This is a genomic window from Pseudomonas putida group bacterium ESBL64, from assembly GCF_045277175.1.
Taxonomy (GTDB): domain Bacteria; phylum Pseudomonadota; class Gammaproteobacteria; order Pseudomonadales; family Pseudomonadaceae; genus Aquipseudomonas; species Aquipseudomonas alloputida.
This window is the reverse complement of record NZ_CP145799.1, coordinates 2,643,226-2,662,850: the sequence shown is the minus strand read 5'-3', so window position 1 is coordinate 2,662,850 and position 19,625 is coordinate 2,643,226. Positions and strand designations below refer to the sequence as shown.

At 63.4% G+C, this 19,625-nt stretch carries 17 protein-coding genes; 3 read left to right on the top strand and 14 right to left on the bottom strand.

From position 1 onward, the window contains the following. Positions 1-59: 59 nt before the first annotated feature. From nth to metG, 6 genes are all read right to left on the bottom strand, one after another. Positions 60-698 (bottom strand): endonuclease III, encoded by a 639-nt coding sequence (gene nth / locus V6093_RS12170; RefSeq protein WP_003254935.1) that lies wholly within the window; start codon positions 696-698, stop codon positions 60-62. A gap of 4 nt (positions 699-702) precedes the next feature. After that, positions 703-1,227 (bottom strand): Rnf-Nqr domain containing protein, encoded by a 525-nt coding sequence (locus tag V6093_RS12165; RefSeq protein WP_003254934.1) that lies wholly within the window; start codon positions 1,225-1,227, stop codon positions 703-705. Then, the gene (locus V6093_RS12160; RefSeq protein WP_004576225.1) at positions 1,220-1,822 is read right to left on the bottom strand and encodes an RnfABCDGE type electron transport complex subunit G; all 603 of its coding nucleotides are present in this window, start codon (positions 1,820-1,822) and stop codon (positions 1,220-1,222) included. The genes V6093_RS12165 and V6093_RS12160 overlap by 8 nt, the downstream gene beginning before the upstream one ends. Then, a complete protein-coding gene (locus V6093_RS12155; protein ID WP_143999606.1) occupies positions 1,819-2,790 on the bottom strand; it encodes an RnfABCDGE type electron transport complex subunit D in 972 nt (323 codons plus the stop codon). Before V6093_RS12155 ends, V6093_RS12160 begins: the two co-directional genes overlap by 4 nt. Continuing rightward, positions 2,787-3,335, bottom strand: a complete 549-nt coding sequence (locus tag V6093_RS12150) for an Rnf-Nqr domain containing protein (protein ID WP_014755521.1) — start codon at positions 3,333-3,335, stop codon at positions 2,787-2,789. The genes V6093_RS12155 and V6093_RS12150 overlap by 4 nt, the downstream gene beginning before the upstream one ends. Before the next feature lie 106 nt (positions 3,336-3,441). Then, entirely contained in the window at positions 3,442-5,481 is a 2,040-nt protein-coding gene (gene metG, locus V6093_RS12145) for a methionine--tRNA ligase (RefSeq protein ID WP_054889542.1), read from the bottom strand. A gap of 158 nt (positions 5,482-5,639) precedes the next feature. On the opposite strand from metG, the gene apbC reads away from it, so the two are divergent. Then, entirely contained in the window at positions 5,640-6,734 is a 1,095-nt protein-coding gene (gene apbC, locus V6093_RS12140; protein ID WP_003254924.1) for an iron-sulfur cluster carrier protein ApbC, read from the top strand. Between the two features lie 253 nt (positions 6,735-6,987). Here the strand turns inward: apbC and V6093_RS12135 are convergent, their stop codons facing one another. After that, positions 6,988-7,197: a cold-shock protein gene (locus V6093_RS12135; protein ID WP_003254922.1), complete on the bottom strand. Its 210-nt coding sequence runs from the start codon at positions 7,195-7,197 to the stop codon at positions 6,988-6,990. A gap of 327 nt (positions 7,198-7,524) precedes the next feature. Between V6093_RS12135 and dcd the strand changes: the two genes are divergently transcribed. Both dcd and V6093_RS12125 read left to right on the top strand, forming a co-directional pair. Next, entirely contained in the window at positions 7,525-8,091 is a 567-nt protein-coding gene (gene dcd / locus V6093_RS12130; RefSeq protein ID WP_003254920.1) for a dCTP deaminase, read from the top strand. Positions 8,092-8,185: 94 nt separating this feature from the next. Further along, a complete protein-coding gene (locus tag V6093_RS12125; protein WP_003254918.1) occupies positions 8,186-8,413 on the top strand; it encodes a hypothetical protein in 228 nt (75 codons plus the stop codon). 6 nt (positions 8,414-8,419) lie between these two features. Here the strand turns inward: V6093_RS12125 and pdeM are convergent, their stop codons facing one another. From pdeM to V6093_RS12090, 7 genes are all read right to left on the bottom strand, one after another. Then, complete coding sequence (gene pdeM / locus V6093_RS12120; protein WP_047605037.1) at positions 8,420-9,070, bottom strand: ligase-associated DNA damage response endonuclease PdeM; 651 nt, start codon at positions 9,068-9,070, stop codon at positions 8,420-8,422. Further along, positions 9,067-11,517: a ligase-associated DNA damage response DEXH box helicase gene (locus V6093_RS12115; RefSeq protein ID WP_265979778.1), complete on the bottom strand. Its 2,451-nt coding sequence runs from the start codon at positions 11,515-11,517 to the stop codon at positions 9,067-9,069. Before V6093_RS12115 ends, pdeM begins: the two co-directional genes overlap by 4 nt. A 67-nt stretch (positions 11,518-11,584) precedes the next feature. Further along, positions 11,585-12,700 carry a succinylglutamate desuccinylase/aspartoacylase family protein gene (locus tag V6093_RS12110; RefSeq protein WP_003254913.1) on the bottom strand — a complete coding sequence of 372 codons (1,116 nt, stop codon included), beginning with the start codon at positions 12,698-12,700 and terminating at the stop codon, positions 11,585-11,587. Positions 12,701-12,813: 113 nt separating this feature from the next. Next, positions 12,814-14,472, bottom strand: coding sequence for an ATP-dependent DNA ligase (locus V6093_RS12105; RefSeq protein WP_014860067.1), 1,659 nt, complete (start codon positions 14,470-14,472; stop codon positions 12,814-12,816). Beyond that, entirely contained in the window at positions 14,469-15,485 is a 1,017-nt protein-coding gene (locus V6093_RS12100; protein WP_012051409.1) for a ligase-associated DNA damage response exonuclease, read from the bottom strand. Before V6093_RS12100 ends, V6093_RS12105 begins: the two co-directional genes overlap by 4 nt. Positions 15,486-15,611: 126 nt before the next feature. Continuing rightward, complete coding sequence (locus tag V6093_RS12095) at positions 15,612-18,053, bottom strand: penicillin acylase family protein (RefSeq protein ID WP_014860068.1); 2,442 nt, start codon at positions 18,051-18,053, stop codon at positions 15,612-15,614. A gap of 103 nt (positions 18,054-18,156) precedes the next feature. Continuing rightward, positions 18,157-19,497: a PLP-dependent aminotransferase family protein gene (locus tag V6093_RS12090; protein ID WP_012051411.1), complete on the bottom strand. Its 1,341-nt coding sequence runs from the start codon at positions 19,495-19,497 to the stop codon at positions 18,157-18,159. Positions 19,498-19,625: the final 128 nt, after the last annotated feature.

The window sequence follows — 19,625 nt, the reverse complement described above, 5'->3', positions numbered from 1 at the left end:
AAAGCAGACGCTGGTAAAAAAGATTTTTTCAATCGACGTGAGTGTTTTTGGCAATCGGCTCAATCGTCGGAGGTTTTGTGCTTGTACTCGCACAAATCTTCGATCCTGCAGCTGCCGCACCTTGGCTTGCGCGCCTGGCATACGTAGCGCCCGTGCAGGATCAGCCAGTGGTGGGCGTCGAGCAGGTAGTCCTTGGGTACAAACTTGACCAGTTTCTTTTCCACTTCCAGCACCGTTTTGCCTGGCGCGATGCCCGTGCGGTTACTCACCCGGAAAATATGAGTATCCACGGCCATGGCCGGTTGGCGAAACGCCGTGTTAAGCACCACATTGGCGGTTTTGCGGCCGACGCCGGGTAGCGCCTCCAACGCTTCGCGGGTTTGCGGTACCTGGCTGTCGTGGCGCTCGATCAGCAGCCGGCACGCTTCTATGACATTCTTGGCCTTGCTGTTGTAAAGCCCGATGGTCTTGATGTATTCGCTGAGGCCTTCAACGCCCAGGGCATAGATGGCCTCGGGGGTGTTGGCGACGGGGAACAGGCGGGCAGTGGCCTTGTTGACGCCGACGTCGGTGGATTGCGCGGACAGTGTCACGGCGACCAGCAGTTCAAACGGGGTCGTGTAGGCCAGTTCGGTCTTGGGGTCGGGGTTGTCTTCGTGCAGCCTGCGAAAAATCTCCAGGCGTTTGGCGGCATTCATGAAATCAGGGCTTTCCTTGACGATGTGGGTGGGCAGGGCCCGGAAGCAGGCGATTGTACAAGGCCAACAGCAGTCCCAGCAGCAGTAGCGCACCGGGGGCGAGGCTGGCCAGGTGCAGCTCGGCATGGTCAGCCAGCCATTGGCGGCTGGCGCCCAGCAGCAGGCAACTGGCAAAGACAGCGCCGAGGTGCGTTGCGAGCAGGCGCCAGCGGTGTTGGTCAGGCAGCAGGTGGTCACTGGCCAGGCATTGCAGGCACAACAATGCGGGATAGTGGCCCAAAGCAATGGCCAGCGGTAGCAGCCAGGCCCGCATGGCCAACTGCAGGCAACTGGCCAAGGCTGCCAGCAGCAGCAGGCTAGCCAGTACATAGGCCCAGCTGGCCATGTGTTTACGCAGTGGCGCCAGCAACAGTTGGTGCAGGCACCCCATCACTACTGCGCACAGGCCGATGGCCGCGCCTTCAGCCAGCGTTCGGGTGGCACCCAGCAGTGGCGCCAGGCTCATGGCCAGCAGGCAGAACCTATTCATGCGCGGCGCCCTCCAGCAATACACTACGCTGCTCGTCGAAATAGCTCAGCGTGTCCTGCAATGCGGCGATCACCGCTCGCGAGGTCACGGTTGCGCCGGCCAATTGGTCAAAGTCACCCTGGTCCCGCTTCAGTGCCCAGTGATCGCCCTGATCGCGGTTGTTGAACTGACTCAGCCAGTGCAATCGCGGATCTCCCAGGCGGTCGCCCAGCCCGGGGCTTTCCTGTTGTTCGACAACCTGGCTGCCGATCAGCCGGCCGTCCGTGGTGATGGCGACGCTCAGTACGATCGGCCCGGCATACCCCTGGGTCTGTGTGATCAGGATAATGGCGCTTGGCTTACCTGCCAAAGTGGCACGGTAAGCCGCCAGGATACGGCTGTTGGGCCGCTGTGCGGCGGGCCTTGGCAGCGGGCTTTCCAGGGGCTGGTTGTCATAGCTACCGTCGGGCAGCACGGCCAGCCGCTGGCGGCTTTGCAGCTGCTTTTCAGCGCCGGCGATGGCCGGACCGGTCCACTGCCGCCAGGCCAGGGTGGCAGACACTGCCAATACTCCCGTCAGCAGCAGCAGGCCCACATCCCGAACCCCGCGCTTCATCGGGCTGCCTGCTGACGCCGCACAGCCATACGATCGAGCGCCGGTGCCAAAAGGTTCATCAGCAGGACGGCGAACGCGGTGCCATCCGGGTAGCTGCCCCATGTACGAATCAGGTAGATGAGCACCCCTGTCCCCACGCCGAAGCACAGCTTGGCCCAGTCGTCTCTGGGGCCGGACACTGGCTCGGTCGCAATGAAGAAGGCTGCCAGCATGGTCGAGCCGGAAAACAGGTGCAGCAAAGGCGAGCCATTGGAGTCCGACCCCGAACCGTTCCAGCCCAACAGGCTGAATACCACTAGCCCTGCCAGCAAACCTGCCGGCGCATGCCAACTGATCACCTTGCGTTGCATCAAGAACAGGCCGCCAAGCAGGAATGCCAGGTTGACCCATTCGCTGCCTGCCCCGCCAATGTTGCCAAAGCCTGGATGGCTGGCGAACAGCTCGTCGATGGTCAGGCTGCGGTTGTGGCGCAAGCCGTCGAGCAATGTCGGACGGGCCCAGGCATCGATCTGTTCGCCCCCAGCGAACACCTGCTGCACGCTGTCGAGCAGGCCTGGGGCCTGCCCAGGCCAATGGTTCATCTGCAACGGGAAGCTGAGCAGCACGAAGGCATAACCTACCATGGCCGGATTGAACAGATTTCGCCCGACCCCACCGTAGGCCTGCTTGCCGATACCGATCGCGACACTTGCCGCGATGACCGGCAGCCACCATGGCGCCAAGGTGGGCAGGGCGGCCGCCAGCAGCACGGCGGTCACCAGTGCGCTGCCGTCGTTTAGCGCCTGGCTCAGTGATTGGCTGCGCAGTGCCAGCAGCAATGCCTCGCACAGCAGCGCGGCGCTGGCGCACAGCAACAGGTTCAGCATCATGCCCCAGCCATGCAGCCAAAACAGCGCCAGCAGTCCAGGCGTGCAGGCGAGCAAGACCAGGCCCATGCTGGTGCGTAGGCGCGGATCGGGACTGCTCATTGGCCAAACATTCCGTTGAAACCGGAAAGCGCCATGGCCATCACCCCGGCACCAATCAATTCGATGGGCAGGCCGCGCAGCGCGTTGGGGATATCCGCGTGGGCGCTGCGCTGGCGCAGGTCGGCGAACACCATCAGCGCCAGCCAGAAGCCGCCCCCGGTCAGCAAGCCTTGGAGCAGCATGGTTGGCCAGGTGCCGTCGTCGCTTGTCTGTTGCAGGGCCAGCCCAAGCACTGCTGCATTGCTCAACAGCAACGCTGGCAACCCCACTACAGGCCAGGCCGGGCGCCACTTGGCCAATAGCCAGGGCAGGCCCCAGGCGAGCAAAGCCAGCCAGGGCAATAGCAGAAACAGGGCAAGATCGTGGATGTGTAACGGGGCAAGTACCGCGTGCACCAGCAACTGCGCGCCGATTACGCCCAGGGCGATGCACAGGGCGCAGGCCAGGCCGTGCACCTGCAGTTGCAGCCCGGAGAGTGGCTGTCGGAGCAGGCACAGGTGATTGATCAGTGCGGCGCTGATCAGGACCAGGATGTAGTCATTCATGAGATGACGATAGCCGGGAATCGGGCCGATTGTCCGGGTTTGGCATGAAGGGGCCTGCGTAATTGTGGGGGCGGGCAGGCCGCTCCCACAATGGCCCGCAGGGCGGTTACTTGATGCGCTGGCCTGGCTTGGCGCCGCTGTCCGGGCTCAGCAGGTAGATTTCTTCACCGCCAGGGCCGGCAGCCATGACCATGCCTTCGGACACGCCAAAGCGCATCTTCCGGGGTTTGAGGTTGGCTACCATCATGGTCAGGCGGCCTTCCAGCTTGGACGGGTCTGGGTAGGCCGACTTGATGCCGGAGAACACGTTGCGGCGCTCGTCACCAATGTCCAGGGTCAGTTGCAGCAACTTGTCGGCACCCGCCACGGCTTCAGCCTTGACGATCAGCGCCACACGCAGGTCAACGGCAGCAAAGGTATCGAACTCGATCTCTGCCGACAGCGGGTCCTTGGCCAGCTCGCCATTGCCCGCCGGGGCCTTGGCTTCGGCAGCCAGCAGGTCTTCCTTGCTGGCAGCGACCATGGCTTCGACCTTGGCCGGCTCGATACGGCTCATCAAGGCCTTGAACGGATTAAGCGGGTGGTTTTCCAGGCGTGTCAGGTGGTCGTTCCAGGTCAGCGGGGCCACGTTGAGGAAAGCCTCGGCGTCAGCGGCCAGCACCGGCAGTACCGGTTTGAGGAAGATCACCAGCTGGCGGAACAGGTTGATGCCTTGGGCGCAAATGGCCTGGACTTCATCCTGCTTGCCTTCCTGCTTGGCCAGTGACCACGGTGCCTTGTCGGCGATCCAGGCGTTGGCGCGGTCGGCCAGTGCCATGATTTCGCGCATGGCGCGGCCAAAATCACGGGCTTCATAGGCTTCGGCGATGGAGGGGGCGGCAGCCAGGAAGGCTTCGGTCAGCTCTGGTGCGGCATCACCGCCGACCATCACGCCTTCGTTGCCCTTGTGGATGAAACCGGCGCAGCGGCTGGCAATGTTGACGACCTTGCCGACCAGGTCGGAGTTGACCTTCTGCACGAAGTCTTCCAGGTTCAGGTCCAGGTCGTCGACGCCACGGCCCAGCTTGGCCGCATAGTAGTAACGCAGGTACTCCGGCTGCAGGTGATCCAGGTAGGTGCGGGCCTTGATGAAGGTACCGCGCGACTTGGACATCTTGGCGCCGTTGACCGTCAGGTAGCCGTGCACGTTGACCGCGGTCGGCTTGCGGAAGCCGGCGCCTTCGAGCATGGCAGGCCAGAACAGGGCGTGGAAGTTGACGATGTCCTTGCCGATGAAATGGTACAGCTCGGCCTTGGAGCCTTCGTTCCAGAAGGCGTCGAAGTCCAGCTCCGGGCGGCGTGCGCAGAGGTTCTTGAAGCTGGCCATGTAGCCGATTGGCGCATCCAGCCATACGTAGAAGTATTTGCCAGGTTCACCCGGGATCTCGAAGCCGAAGTACGGCGCGTCGCGGGAGATATCCCACTCCTGCAGGCCGGAGTCCAGCCATTCAGCCAGCTTGTTGGCTACCGCGTCCTGCAGGGTGCCGCTTCGGGTCCACTGCTGCAGCATGGCCTGGAAGTCTGGCAGCTTGAAGAAGAAATGCTGGGAATCACGCAGTACCGGGGTGGCACCGGAGATCGCTGATTTGGGGTTCTTCAGCTCGGTGGGTGCATAGGTGGCGCCGCATTTTTCGCAGTTGTCGCCGTACTGGTCTTCGGCCGCGCACTTCGGGCAGGTGCCCTTGATGAAGCGGTCGGCAAGGAACATGCCTTTTTCCGGGTCGAAGTACTGGGTCACCGAACGGGTGGCGATGTGCCCGGCTTCACGCAGGCGCGAGTAGATCAGGCTCGACAGCTCGCGGTTCTCTTCGCTATGAGTGGAGTGGAAATTGTCGAAGTCCACCAGGAAGTCGGCGAAATCGCTGCTGTGCTCGGCCTGGACGTTGGCGATCAGCTGTTCCGGGGTGATGCCTTCCTTTTCGGCGCGCAGCATGATGGCCGAACCGTGGGCGTCGTCGGCGCAGACATAGATGCACTGGTTGCCGCGCAGCTTCTGGAAGCGCACCCACATGTCCGTCTGGATGTACTCCAGCATATGGCCGAGATGGATCGATCCATTGGCATAGGGCAGGGCGCTGGTGACGAGAATCTGGCGTGGCTCGGACATGGTGGCTCGGCTACTTATCTGGCTACGGGGTAAAAATGAGGGTGATCGGCCACTATAAAGGGCTGGCGAAGATATTTCACCCCGCAAGCGCATCTGCTGACGATTGACGGGTTAGGATAGGCGGCTGTTTTACATTCAGTTTGCCAATGGGAGTCTCCATGAGTGCCGTCACCCGTGCCGCCGTTGAAGGCGTGCTTCGCCAGTACACCGACCCCTACCTGAACCAGGACCCGGTCAGCGCCGGCTGCGTGCGCGCCATCGATATCCAGGGCGGGCAGGTCAGCGTGCAGTTGCAGTTGGGTTATGCCGCAGGGCTGTTCAAGAACGGCTGGGCCCAGGTGCTGCAGACCGCCATTGGCAGCCTCGAGGGGGTCACTGGCGCCCAGGTTTCGATCGATTGCGTGGTGGCTGCGCACAAGGCCCAGGCCCAGGTACCAGCCATGGCCAACGTCAAGAACATCATCGCCGTGGCCTCGGGCAAGGGCGGTGTGGGCAAGTCGACCACCGCTGCCAACCTGGCCTTGGCCCTCGCCCGTGAAGGTGCGCGGGTAGGTATTCTCGATGCCGATATCTACGGCCCCAGTCAGGGGGTGATGTTCGGCATCGCCGAGGGTACCCGTCCACAGATTCGTGAGCAGAAGTGGTTCGTGCCGATCAAGGCCCACGGCGTGGAAGTCATGTCCATGGCCTTCCTCACCGACGACAACACGCCGATGGTATGGCGTGGCCCGATGGTGTCTGGCGCGCTGCTGCAACTGGTCACCCAGACCGCTTGGGATGACCTGGATTACCTGGTGATCGATATGCCGCCGGGTACCGGTGACATCCAGCTGACCCTGGCACAAAAGGTGCCGGTGGTCGGCTCGGTGATCGTCACCACGCCACAGGACCTGGCGCTGCTGGATGCCAAGAAGGGCGTGGAAATGTTCCGCAAGGTCAACATTCCGGTGCTGGGTGTGGTCGAGAACATGGCCGTGCATATCTGCTCGAATTGCGGCCATGCCGAACACCTGTTCGGTGAAGGTGGTGGCGAGAAGCTGGCCAGCCAGTATGGCGTCGATCTGCTGGCGTCGCTGCCGTTGTCGATGCTGATACGTGAGCAGGCCGACAGCGGCAAGCCGACGGCGATCGCCGAGCCGGAAAGCCAGATTGCCATGGTTTACCAGGAACTGGCCCGCCAGGTGGGCGCGCGGATCGTGCTGCAGGAAGCTGCGGCGCCGGCAATGCCCAGCATTACCATCAGCGAAGACTGACGCATTCCCTGTGGGGGGCAACTGTCTTGCTCAATTTCTAAAAGCTGGCGCGATCCCTGTGGGAGCGGCCTGGCGTCGCGAAAGGGCCGCGCAGCGGCCCCAGGATCTCCGCATCATGCATAGATTGCTGGGGCCGCTTTGCGGCCCTTTCACGACACAAGGCTCCACACACTTGCAATGCATGGCCTTCAGACAGGCATAAAAAAACCCGCCAGAAGGCGGGTTTTTTTGAAAGCTAGGAAGCTAGATCGACTTAGGCGATCTGAACTTCTTCAGCCTGCATGCCTTTCTGGCCGCGGGTAGCGACGAAAGTAACAGCCTGGCCTTCTTTCAGGGTTTTGAAGCCGTCAGCTTGGATGGCTTTGAAGTGCACGAACAGGTCATCGCCCGACTGAGGGGTGATGAAGCCGTAGCCTTTCTCATCGTTGAACCACTTAACAACACCGGATTGACGGTTGGACATTTTTCTGTCTCCTTGGACAATTTGATAACGGTCAGGAAAAACCCTGCCCGGGACTGAGCGCAAAGAGAGCAGAAAATTCAGCGATGGGCCGATCAGGATCGTGCATCAAACTAGAGATTCTCGGTGTCACGTGCAGCACAGTGGCAACACCTTACCCCACTTTCCGCAACCTGCCAATGGTCAGAAGACGCTTTAGGCAAATTCGGATCGGCGGCGGCTGCAGCCCCCACCCGGCGCGGGATGTGGGATGGAACTTTAACCTGGGCGCCGGGACCGGTAATATGCGCGTCACGATTTTCACCTCGCAACTCTTCAGGACACCCCGCCATGAGCATCAAATCGGACAAGTGGATTCGCCGCATGGCGCAGGAACACGGCATGATCGAGCCGTTCGTCGAGCGCCAGGTGCGCGGCGAGCAGGACAACCGCGTGATCTCCTTCGGCGTCTCCAGCTACGGATACGACGTACGCTGCGCCGACGAATTCAAGGTGTTCACCAACATCAACTCGGCCACCGTCGACCCGAAAAATTTCGATGCTGGCAGCTTCGTCGATATCAAGAGCGACGTGTGCATCATCCCGCCAAACTCTTTCGCCCTGGCGCGTACTGTCGAATATTTCCGCATTCCCCGTGACGTGCTGACCATTTGCCTGGGCAAGAGCACCTACGCCCGGTGTGGCATCATCGTCAACGTCACGCCGCTCGAGCCCGAGTGGGAAGGCCACGTGACGTTGGAGTTCTCCAACACCACCACGCTGCCGGCGAAGATCTACGCCAACGAAGGCGTGGCGCAGATGCTGTTCTTGCAGTCCGACGAAGAGTGCGAAGTGTCGTACAAGGACCGTGGCGGCAAATACCAGGGCCAGCGCGGCGTCACGCTGCCGCGTACCTGAGCCGACAAGCGCGGGGAATTACCCGCGCCTTTGGCACTCCAACGAAGTAACGCCGGTGTGCATGATGTACATCGGCTTTCGTCAGGAGCAGCCAATGAAACTCCATCCCGCAATCAGTGCCAAGCTGGCAGGCCTGCAGCCCAATCACGTAGGGTTGTTGCCCTGGTCACTGCTGGCGCACCCGCTGCCCATGCAAGCGGGGGGCGTGCCCCATCAACCTGACCCCGATACCCCGCAACCGCCGGAACCCGGTGAGACGCCTCCCATGGAGCCGGGTGAACCGACCTTGCCGGACGAGCCGCCTCCCGCCCCTGTCGCCTGAGCGTCGCTAAAGCGGCCAGACGCGGCCAGCGCCAGCCAGGTACAGCCGGCTGGCGCTGGCGGGGGTGATTTCCCACCCTCCGGTGAACTCACCGAATGCAGGTAGCAGGCTGACTTGCTCATCGATCACGAAGCAAGGCAGGCGCAAGCGCTGACGGGCCTTGCCGCGCAGGACGAAGACGGGGTGTACGTGGCCCGCCAGTACCGGGTGTGTGTGGTGGGGCTGCGGCTCGTGCTGCAGGGCAAAGGGCTCCAGAACCCAAGGCTCGTCCACGACCTGAATATCGAGCGAGGCGGGTGGATCGCCGGCGTTGCGGTCATGATTGCCGCGTATCAGCACTATTTTCAGTTCATTGTGCCGCTTGCGCCAATCATCCACTTTGGCCAGCGTTGCCGGTGCACGGGCCGCGCGGGCATGCAGAAAGTCGCCCAGGATGATCAGTTGCTCACAGTCCTGTGCGGCCAGCAGGCGATCGAGCCTGGCGAGTGTCGCCTCAGTCGTTCCACGTGGCACCGGTTGATGCAGGGCGCGGTAGCTGGCGGCCTTTCCGATGTGCACGTCAGCCACCAGCAAGGCGCGGCGGGCGGGCCAGTAGATGGCTTTGTCGGCAAGCAGCCAGAGCGCCTGCCCCCGGTGTTCGATGGGTTGGTAATTCATCCCGCGTTCGCCGCTTGTTCCAGTTCCGCCACCATCCGCGCAATGCGGTCTGCCAGCTTCTCGGTGCTCAATGTCTCGCGCATGCCTTCCACCAACAAGGCAAACGCCAGTGGCCCTGGCCGCTTCAACGCCCGCAGGTCCAGTTGCAACTCACTCATTTTTAGCAGTTGCCGATGCAGCCGTTCGATTTCCAGCTCTTCGCTCAATACTTCATCCCGCGCCTGGCCAAGCAGCAAATTCCCCGCGTCGTGCTTGCGAAACACCTCATAGAACAGCCCGCTGGAGGCCTGGATTTGCCGCGTGCTCTTCTGCGCGGCGGGATAACCACCAAACACCAGGCCGGCAATCTGGGCAATTTCACGAAAACGCCGCAGTGCCATTTCCCCGGCATTCAGGCTGGCCAGCACATCTTCCAGCAGGTCCGTGGTGCCGAGCGCTTGTGGCAAGTGCCTGGCCCAGTCCACCTGGGCAGGGCTGAGGAGTTCGAATCCGTAGTCATTGACAGCAATCGACACCGACAGCGGTTGTGCGCGGCTAACCCGCCAGGCAATCAGATTGGCCAAGCCCAGGTTGGCCATGCGCCCGGCAAAGGGATACAGGAGCAGGTGCCAGCCCTGGCGTGACTTGAAGGTTTCGGCCAGCAGCGTGCCTGTGGTGGGTAAGGCTGACCACTGTGCCTGGAGCGCAAGCAGCGGGCGTACTGCGCGCATTTCCGGCCCGTCAAAGCGTTCATGGGCGGCAGCGTCGAGCTGCTCGACCAGCGCCTCGGCCAGTTCGCTCGAGAGCGGCATGCGCCCGCCGTTCCAGCGCGCTACCGCAGCCTTTCGCGCCGTGCTGCGACGCACATAGGCCGTCATGTTTTCCACGCGTACCAGCTCCAGTACCCGCCCGGCAAATACCAGCGTATCGCCGGGGCGCAGGCGGGCGATGAACGCTTCTTCAACACTGCCCAGCGTTTTCCCGCCGCCGCCCTTGCTCCAGTATTTCAGTTGCAGGTTGGCATCGCTGACGATGGTCCCGATGCCCATGCGGTGGCGCCGCGCCAGGCGTTCGCTGGTAACCCGGTAAACACCGTCGGCCTGGCGCTCGACGCGCTGGTAGTCCGGGTAGGCGGTCAGTGAGCTGCCGCCGTGGCAGACGAAGTCCAGCGCCCATTGCCATTGGCTGTCGGGCAACTGGCGAAAGGCCCAGGTGCTGCGCACTTCGGCGAGCAGTTGCTCCGGGCGAAAGCCGCTGCCCAAGGCCATGCTGACCAGATGCTGTACCAGCACGTCCATGCACAGGCGCGGTGAAAAGCGGGCTTCGATGTGGCCGGCTATCAGCGCCTGCCGGGCCGCCGCCGCTTCCACCAGTTCCAGGCTATGGGTGGGCACCAGGGTGACCCTGGAGCGTCGCCCAGGCGCGTGTCCTGAGCGACCCGCCCGCTGCATCAGGCGGGCGATGCCCTTGGCCGAGCCGATTTGCAGCACCCGTTCCACGGGCAGAAAGTCCACGCCCAGGTCCAGGCTGGAGGTGCAGATCACCGCCTTGAGGCTGCCTTGCTTGAGGCTGCGCTCGACCCAATCGCGGGTATCGCGGGCCAGCGAGGCGTGGTGCAGGGCGATCAGCCCGGCCCAGTCCGGGCGGGCCTCAAGCAGGGCCTGATACCAGATTTCTGCCTGGGCGCGGGTGTTAGTGAACACCAGGCTACTGGCACTGGCATCGATCTCGTGACAGACCTGGTCGAGCATCTTCAGGCCCATGTGTCCAGCCCAAGGGAAGCGCTCGATCGCTGTTGGCAGCAGGGTGTCGACTTGCAGTGCCTTGTCTTGCCGGCCTTGCACCAGCAGGCCGCCCTGGGGCAGCAAGACATCCCGTGCGTGTTGCAGATTGCCGAGCGTTGCCGACAAGCCCCAGGTCGGTAGGCCTGGGTGCCAATGCCGCAGGCGCGCCAAGGCCAGCTGCAGTTGTACCCCGCGCTTGTTGCCAAGCAGCTCGTGCCATTCATCCACTACCACCAGTTGCAGCGTGGCGAAATCCTCATGTGCCTGTGCCCGGGTCAGCAGCAGGGTCAGGCTTTCGGGGGTGGTGATCAGCACACTGGGTAGCCGCCGGGCCTGTCGGGCGCGCTCGGCACTGTTGGTGTCGCCGCTGCGCACCCCTACGCTCCAAGGCAGCTGGAGCTCATCAAGCGGCGCTTGCAACGCACGTGCGGTGTCGGCGGCCAGGGCACGCATGGGCGTCACCCACACCACCTGTATGGGGGCCAACTGGCGGCTTTGGGGCCTGGGCTTGAACGCACGTAGTGCAGCGAGCCAGACCGCATAGGTCTTGCCGGCACCGGTACTGGCATGCAGCAAACCGGACTCGCCCCGTTCGACGGCAGCCCATACGCGCCGTTGGAAAGCGAAGGGCTTCCAGCCGCGCTTGGCAAACCAGGCATTGGCGAGGTCGGTAGCAGCAGGCATGAGGCAGGTGGCCCTCCGAAGGCTGTGCTTCTACAGACCACTTGCCGGCTGCAATGGTTTTACCGGATCAATTGGCCAACAGGTAGCCGCTGCGGCATACCTGTTCGCCGGCCACATGGGCGATGACCATGCCAGCCGTGGCCATGCGCCGTACGCTACGCGCATACAGCAGGCCTGGCTGGCTGTTGCGCAGGGCGGTGACTCGGTCACTGAGCGGGTCGATGACTTCGGCAATCAGTTGGCCGGCCTCCAGGTGCTGGCCCGGTTTGGCGTGGTAAACCAGCAACCCACCCAGTGGCGTTGCCACGGGTTCCACCGCGGCCAACGGCGTGGCGTGGCGTAACAGCGCGGGCAGAGCGGCGCTGGTGCCTTCGATGACACCCGCATGGGTCAGGAAGTCAAGGATCGCCTGGCAGTCCTTGCTGGCCAGATCATGGCTGACATCCGCCTGGCCACGCAGCTCGACGGTGACCGAGCAGCAGCCCAGCGGAATCGGGAAGCGTTTGCCGAAACGTTGCTGCAATTGCCACCAGACCAGGCTGAAACATTCATCGAACGACTGCCCGCCCGAGTCCGTTGCCAGCAGGCTGGCCTGGGCGCCCAGGTAACGGGCCAAGGGTTCGATCTGGGGCCAGGCATCGGGTGTGGTGTACAGGTGCTCGACTGCTTCGAAGTCGCAGTGCAGGTCCAGCACCATATCGGCATCGCAGGCCAGGCGCTGCAGTATCAGGCGCTGGGCCTGCAGGGGGGTGCGGGCCGGGTGTGCGTCCAGGCCGCGGCGCAGGTATTCGCGGATCAGTGCAAGGTTGTGCGTCGGGTCCTGGGTGAGGTGTTCTTCGATCAGGTCGCCGATGCTGTCCGACAGGTCGACGAAGTTGCGATTGAAGTTCTCGCCGCTTTGCAGTTCAAAACGCCCCAATGGCGCATCCAGCAGCACTTGCTCCAGGCCCACCGGGTTGGCCACCGGCACCAGAATGATCTCGCGCTGCAGTCGGCCTTGCTGTTCCAGCTCGACCAGACGGCGCTTGAGGTGCCAGGCTACCAGCATGCCCGGTAGCTCGTCGGCGTGCAGTGAGGCCTGTATATAGACTTTGCCACCACTGCGAGGGCCGAAGTGGAAACTGTGCAGTTGGCGGGTGATGCCCGGTACGGGGGAGAGCAGGTCATGGGTTGAATGGTGCATGTTGGTCCTGGCTGCGTGGCGAAAACGGTCTGCGACACGGGTCGGCTCAAAAATAGAAGCATAGTTTCAGCGAATGCGCCTCATCCTGCAGCAGTCGGGCATCGCAAACTTTTTCAGGCCAGTAGCGCCTGCAAGGTGGCCAGGTCATCTGCCTCCTCCACCGGCTTGTCCAGCCGCCAGCGCAGCATGCGCGGAAAGCGCACGGCGATACCGCTTTTGTGGCGCCGGGACAGGGCGATGCCTTCGAAGCCCAGCTCGAACACCAACGTTGGGGTCACACTGCGCACCGGCCCGAACGTTTCCACCGTGGTCTTGCGGATGATGGCGTCGACCTTGCGCATTTCTTCGTCACTGAGCCCTGAATAGGCCTTGGCAAAGGGCACCAACGCCCGACCAGGGGTACCTGCCGGTGCATCCCATACGGCAAAGGTGTAGTCGCTGTACAGACTGGCCCTGCGGCCGTGGCCCCGTTGGGCATAGATCAGCACCGCATCGACGCTGAACGGGTCGATCTTCCACTTCCACCAAATGCCCATGTCCTTGGTGCGCCCCACGCCGTACAGGGCCTCGCGCTGCTTCAGCATCAGCCCTTCCACGCCCAGGCTGCGTGACTGTTCGCGCTGGCGGGCAAGGTCGGCCCAGTCCGGGCCTTGCAGCAAAGGCGACAACAGCACGGGGGCAAGTGGGTGTTCATCCACCAGGCGTTCCAGCTGGCTTCGGCGTTCGTGCTGCGGTCGGCTGCGCCAGTCATCGCCCTGCCACTCCAACAGGTCGTAGGCCTGCAACACCACCGGCGCATCGTTCAGCAGCTTTTTGCCCAGCGTTTTGCGACCGATGCGCTGTTGCAGCAAGGCGAAAGGCTGCACGGCCAGTTCCGTCTCGGTTTCACCGGGTTTCCAAACCAGGATCTCGCCATCGAGCACCACGCCATCAGGCAACGTCTGTGCCAGGCCATGCAGTTCGGGGAAACGCTCGGTAACCAGTTCTTCGCCGCGTGACCACACCCACAGCTGGCCATCGCGCTTCACCACTTGCGCCCGAATGCCGTCCCACTTCCATTCGATTTGCCAATCGCTTGGTGGTCCGAGCAGGGTATCGAATTGATCGCTGGACACTTGCAGCGGATGGGCCAGGAAGAAGGGGTAGGGCTGGCCGCCACGCTGGTTGTGTTCATCGGCGGACTCTGGGGCGATCAGCCTCTGGTAACTGGCTGCAGTGGGGCGATGGCCTATATCGGTGTAGCCGACCAGGCGCTGGGCCACGCGTTTGGCGTCCAGCCCGGCCAGTTGCGCCAGGGCGCGGGTGACCAACAGCTTTGACACGCCCACGCGAAAGCTGCCAGTGATCAGCTTCAGGCATAGCATCAGGCTGGCGCGGTCCAACCGTGCCCAGAGCGGCGGCAGGCGCTGGCGGACTTGCTCAGGCGCTAGCCCGCGCAGGGGCAGCAAGTGCTGTTCCACCCAGGTGGCCAGGCCTTCATCGTTGCCATCGGCGTGCAGCGGCAGCAGCAGCGAAATGGTCTCGGCCAGGTCGCCCACGGCCTGATAGCTTTCTTCGAAAAGCCAGTCGGGCAGGCCAGCCAGTGCCGTTGCCAGTTCGCGTAGAAGGCGGGTGGGCACCAGTTGGCGTGGGCGCCCGCCGGCCAGGAAATACACCGCCCAGGCAGCATCGTCGGCGGGCGCCATGTCAAAGTAGTCGCGCAGTGCCTCGAGCTTGGCATTGCTGGAGGTGGTCGCGTCCAGGCGCAGGAACAGCGTAGCGAAGGCTTTCATGGCGAGGGGGCGGTGTTGGGCACATCGTCTTCGTCGCCATACTCGGTGACAAAGGCGCGGGCATCCAGGCCTTGTTCGGTGAGGTAGCGCACCAGTACCTCGACCGAGCCGTGAGTGACCATCACCCGTTGGGCACCGGTCTGGCCAATGGCCCAGAGCAGGCCGGGCCAGTCGGCGTGGTCGGACAGCACAAAGCCCCGGTCCACGCCGCGCCGTCGGCGGGCGCCGCGTAGCAGCATCCAGCCGCTGGCGAAGGCATCACTGTAATCGCCAAAACGGCGCATCCAGCTACTCCCGCCGGCTGATGGGGGCGCCAGGACCAGTGCCTGGCGCAGCAGAGGATCGTTGCGCGGTATATCGCCTGCGTAGCGGGTTTCCGGCAGGCGGATACCGGCATCCCGATACACCCGGTTGAGCGGCTCCATGGCGCCATGCACGAGGATCGGGCCGATGCTGGCATCCAGCCCATGCAGAATCCGCTGGGCCTTTCCGAAGGCATAGCAGAACAGCACGCTGGCCTTGCCCTGTTCACGGTTGGCCCGCCACCAGGCATTGATGCTGGCGAAGATCTCACTTTGGCTTGGCCAGCGGTAGATCGGCAGGCCGAAGGTCGACTCGGTGATGAAGGTGTGGCACGCCACCGGTTCGAAGGGTGTACAGGTGCCATCGGGTTCTACCTTGTAGTCACCGGATGCAACCCAGACTTCACCTCGATACTCCAGGCGCACCTGTGCCGAACCCAGCACGTGCCCGGCCGGGTGCAGGCTCAACGTCACGCCTTGGTGCAGCAGGCGCTCACCGTAGGGCAGGGTCTGCAAATGGATGTCCTGGCCCAGGCGGCTGCGCAGAATGCCGGCACCGGGGCTGGCGGTCAGATAATGGCCATTGCCGCTGCGTGCGTGGTCGCCGTGGCCGTGGGTAATGACAGCCCGGTCCACGGGCCGCCAGGGGTCGATGTAGAAATCTCCGGGCGGGCAGTACAGGCCTTCGGGGCGGGCGATGACAAGGTCCATGGCACGGGCACTGGTTCTGGGGTTACCCGTTAAGAGGCATGGTGCCAGACGTTAGTTCGGATGGATTTGGGAGGGCGCTGCTGAAAAACTTCATCAAGCCCCCTCATGCACCCCTGAAGAATGCCGTTACCGCCCCGGTACCAATGTAAGCCGCTGGTTGCCATACGCCCTGCCGAAGTTCTGCTGTTGCAGTGGCAGGCTCATGAAGCGCCCTTTGAACCAGGCATCCAGCCCGTCGCGGTAATGCGCGCTGGCCGGGTTGCCGGACTGGCCGCTGCTGGTCAGTATCTGCAACGGTTCGGCCTGGCCGAAGTCGACGATCATCCGTGCCGAGGCTGGCAGATGCGTGTCGAAGTCGCTGCCCCAGGCGAATGGTGTGAGGGCCAGGGTAGTGAAGTCGCCGCCTGCGGCAAGCGGCGCACGGCTGATCGCATCACCCAGGCCATGGTAGGCCGGTGCCGGCCAGCGGTACTGGTGCAGCTGGCCCCACTGCCAGGTGCGTCGGTCGGCACCCAGCTGCGCGATCCCGGCCTCCATTGCGCCCGCCAGGCTGCGGGCGAGGATGGCGGGCTTGTCTTCTTTTTGCGGCGTGTTGCGGTCATCCCAGAAGGGGCTGTCATCGCGGCCCAGCAGATGATCGGCCTGCGCCGAGAACGACAAACGTGCATTGCTGACGAATGCCTGCCACGCCGGGCCGGCCTCCGGGCCCAGGTCATCGAGGAAGGTCTGGCGAGCGACCTCCTGCAAGAACAACTCGTACAGCGCGGCATCGGCCGACACCGGGCTCAGGCGGCCATCGAAGGCCTTGAGCCGGGCCAGCGTGTCGCGGGCCTTGTCGCGCTGCCCGGCGGGGAGGGCGTCGATCGCCTGCTTCAGTGGCTGGGCCATGCCGGGTGCGTCGAACATCTGCTTGAGCTTGTTGGCCAGCAGGGTCACTTGGTCGTTCTGCAGGGCCATCAGGCTGCGACTGTCGTGGCGACCGTTGCCGGCCAGCTGTGCCAGGCGTTCGGCACGTTCGGGGTAGTACCAGGTGCTGGACAGCTGCATGCCATAGCCGCGCGGCAGGCTGCGCTGGTTGGCGTGGCCGATCCAGCCTGCGGGCGGGTCCTGGTCGTACGGGTGCAGCATCGGGTCGGCATAGCCGTCCCAGTCGTAACGCCCGTCCCAGCCCGGCGAGGGCAGCAGGCCCTGGCCTTCGCGGCGATTGGGGTAGCGGCCACTGACTTGCCAGCCGATGTGCTCAGGCTCGGCGAAAACAAAGTTGACGGCAGCAGCCGTCACTTCACGTGTGCTGTCGAAGGCCCGCTCCACGTTCTTGGCCCGCGTCAGGTCGAACAGAGCATCCAGGCTGCGATCACCTTTGAACTGGGGCAGGTTCAGCGCCAGGCCCAGGCTGGCGTTTTCTGGCTGGGCCAGCAGGGTGCCGTGGCGGGTGTCGTACATCACTTCGCGCACGGGTCGCTGGCCACGTACAAAGTAGGTTTCGCTGCGGGCGCGGGCCGGCAGCCATTTACCATCGGCCAGGTAGCTCAGCTGATTGCCTTGGCGGCGCAGCTGCTCGAGGAACAGGTCCTGATTGTCGGCCATGACCGCGCTGCTGCTCCAGGCCAGCTTGCCATTGTAGCCGGCCAGCACAATTGGCAGGCCCGGCAAGGACAGGCCGGCAACCTGGTACTTGCTGGTATTGATTTGTACCGGGCTCAAGGCCCAGGCGGCGCGGCTGTCGCTGGCCAGCAGGCTCTTGCCGCTGCGGCTGCGCTGCGGGCCCAGGGCCAGGTTGGCCGACCCCGGGCTACCGAGCAGGTCGAGGTCGGCGAGCTTCTGGCTGGCAGCTGCCAGGGCTGGCAGCCCCGGCAACTGGCTGGCCAGGTTCAGGCCCTTGAGCTTGTCCACTTCCATTTCGGCCAGCGGCTCGTCCGGGGCCCCGGGCAGCAACCAGGCCAGCTTGTCGCTACCGGCTTTCTGCGCCAGGGTCAGGGCGCTGAGTTCCTCTTGCAGGTTGACCGACTGGCTGAACGCGTACAGGCAGAAGATCAGCGCCGAGTCTTCAGGCTTCCAGTATTCGGGGCGATAGCCACTACTGGCCAGGCCTGCTGGTAGCTTGTCGCGGTAGCGGAACAGGTAGGCGTTGACCCCGCGCGCGTACACTTCGAAGAAGCGCTTGAGCCGTGGCGATGCGTCGGCGTATTGCTGGGCGGCACTTTGCTTGAGGTTGGCGGCGCGCATGAGGCGGTCGATATCCAGCGCCTCGCTGCCGGCCAGTTCGGCCAGACGGCCTTGGGCGAGCAGGCGCATGGCGACCATCTGTTCGATGCGGTCGCCGGCGTGCACATAGCCCAGGCTGAACAGCGCATCATGGAAGCTGCTGCTTTCGATCAGCGGCGCGCCCATGGCATTGCGCCGTACCGAAACATTCTGTGCCAGGCCTTTGAGCGGCTGCACGCCGCTGGTCGGTGGCACGCTATCCTGGTAGCCGCCCGTCTGGCAGCCGGCCAGCCCGAGCATGCCGAGCAGGGTGGCAGCGGTTGCGAACCGCAGGCGGAAGGGAGGAAAGGCGGGGGCGGCCATGGCAAGGGCTCCTGCAAGGCGAGGCTGGTTTGGAAAGGCGCTAAGGTAGTAAGCGCGCAGGCGCCATGCAAGGTCCCAGGTCGGTTTATTTGATCGCGCCGGGTCAAACCTCGAAGTGCTCGGCCAAGGCGTCGGAAAAATGCGTGCAATTGATGCGCGTGTAGCGTTGGTAGTCACGGCTCACCGCGAATGCAGAGCCCGGCATCAGCAGGATCTTGTGTTGCTCCAGTTTACGCATGAAAGGTTGCAGGTCGGGCAGGTCCGGGTGGTAGACCCAAAGGAACATACCCCCTTGCGGCGCTATATCGAACTGCCAGCCGCGCTCGAGCAGCAAGCGTTGGGTTTGCACTTGCTGGCGGATCAGGCGCTGCTGCACGTCTTTCATGTGCCGGGCATACGTGCCATCCGACAATATGGTGTTGACGAAGCGTTCGCAAAACGCAGGGACGGCGACGCAGGTCAGCAGTTTAAGGCGTGTGAGCGGTTCGATCAGGTCTTGCGAGCAGGCAATGAACCCCACGCGCAGCGAGGCCGACAGGCATTTGGAGAAGCTGCCGATGTAGATAACCCGGTCAAGGTTGTCCAGCTCGGCAAAGGTCTGGCGCACAGCAGGGCTGAAGTCCCCATAGACATCGTCCTCGACCACGAAGAACTCGTGCTCCACCGCCAGGCGCAGGACGCTGAAGGCGTTGTGCGGGCTGATGTTGCTGCCGGTCGGGTTGTGGAAGGTGCTGTTGCAGAAAAACGCCTTGACCTTGTGCCTGGCCAGGTGGCTTCTCATTTCTTCCACATCTGGCCCGTCCTGGGTCCGCCGAATGCCGACGACGTGCCCGCCAGCCAGTTGGATCAGCTTGATCAGGTTGCCGTTGCCCGGCTCGTCGACGAAAACGTGGTCGCCCGGTTTGATCAGCAACCGTGCAACCAGGTCCAGGCCTTGCGTGGCACCCAGTGTGGTCAGCAACTGGTTGGGCCGGGCTTCGACACGGGTCAGCCGTTTCATGTGCACGCACAGCTGTTTGCGCATGGGCAGGTACCCCTGGATGTCGCCGTACTCTGCCAGCGAGCTTTGCTCCAGCCGCGCCGTGCGACGAATTGCCTTGGCCAGCAGTTCGGTGTCGCGCCACGCGGGGGGCAGCCAGCCGCTGCCCAGCTTGGTGAAGTGCTGGCCGCCCTGCAGCAGCCGGAACAGGGGGTCGCCGGCCATGCATTCGGGTTCGTGGATCACGCTGGTCTGCCTGGCGCGGTTTGCCACGAAGTAGCCTCGCCCAGGTGATGCCGTCAATACCCCTTCGCTGACCAGCTGGGCATAGGCCGACACGACGTCGTGGTAACTGAAGTCCACTGCAGCGGTCAGCTTGCGGATGGAGGGCATGCGTTGCCCGGGCAACCACTCGCCTGCATCCAGGCGTTGTTTCAAAAGGTGATGAAGGCTGCAGGGGATCATGGCAGGTCCGAAACCGTTAGAAAAAAAAGCCTAACAGTTAACGGAAATGCTTGTCGACTGTTCGTTTGCAAATGGCCAGCACATGCCAATATCCCCGTGTCGGAACTTTCGGCTGCCAACAAAGGCGG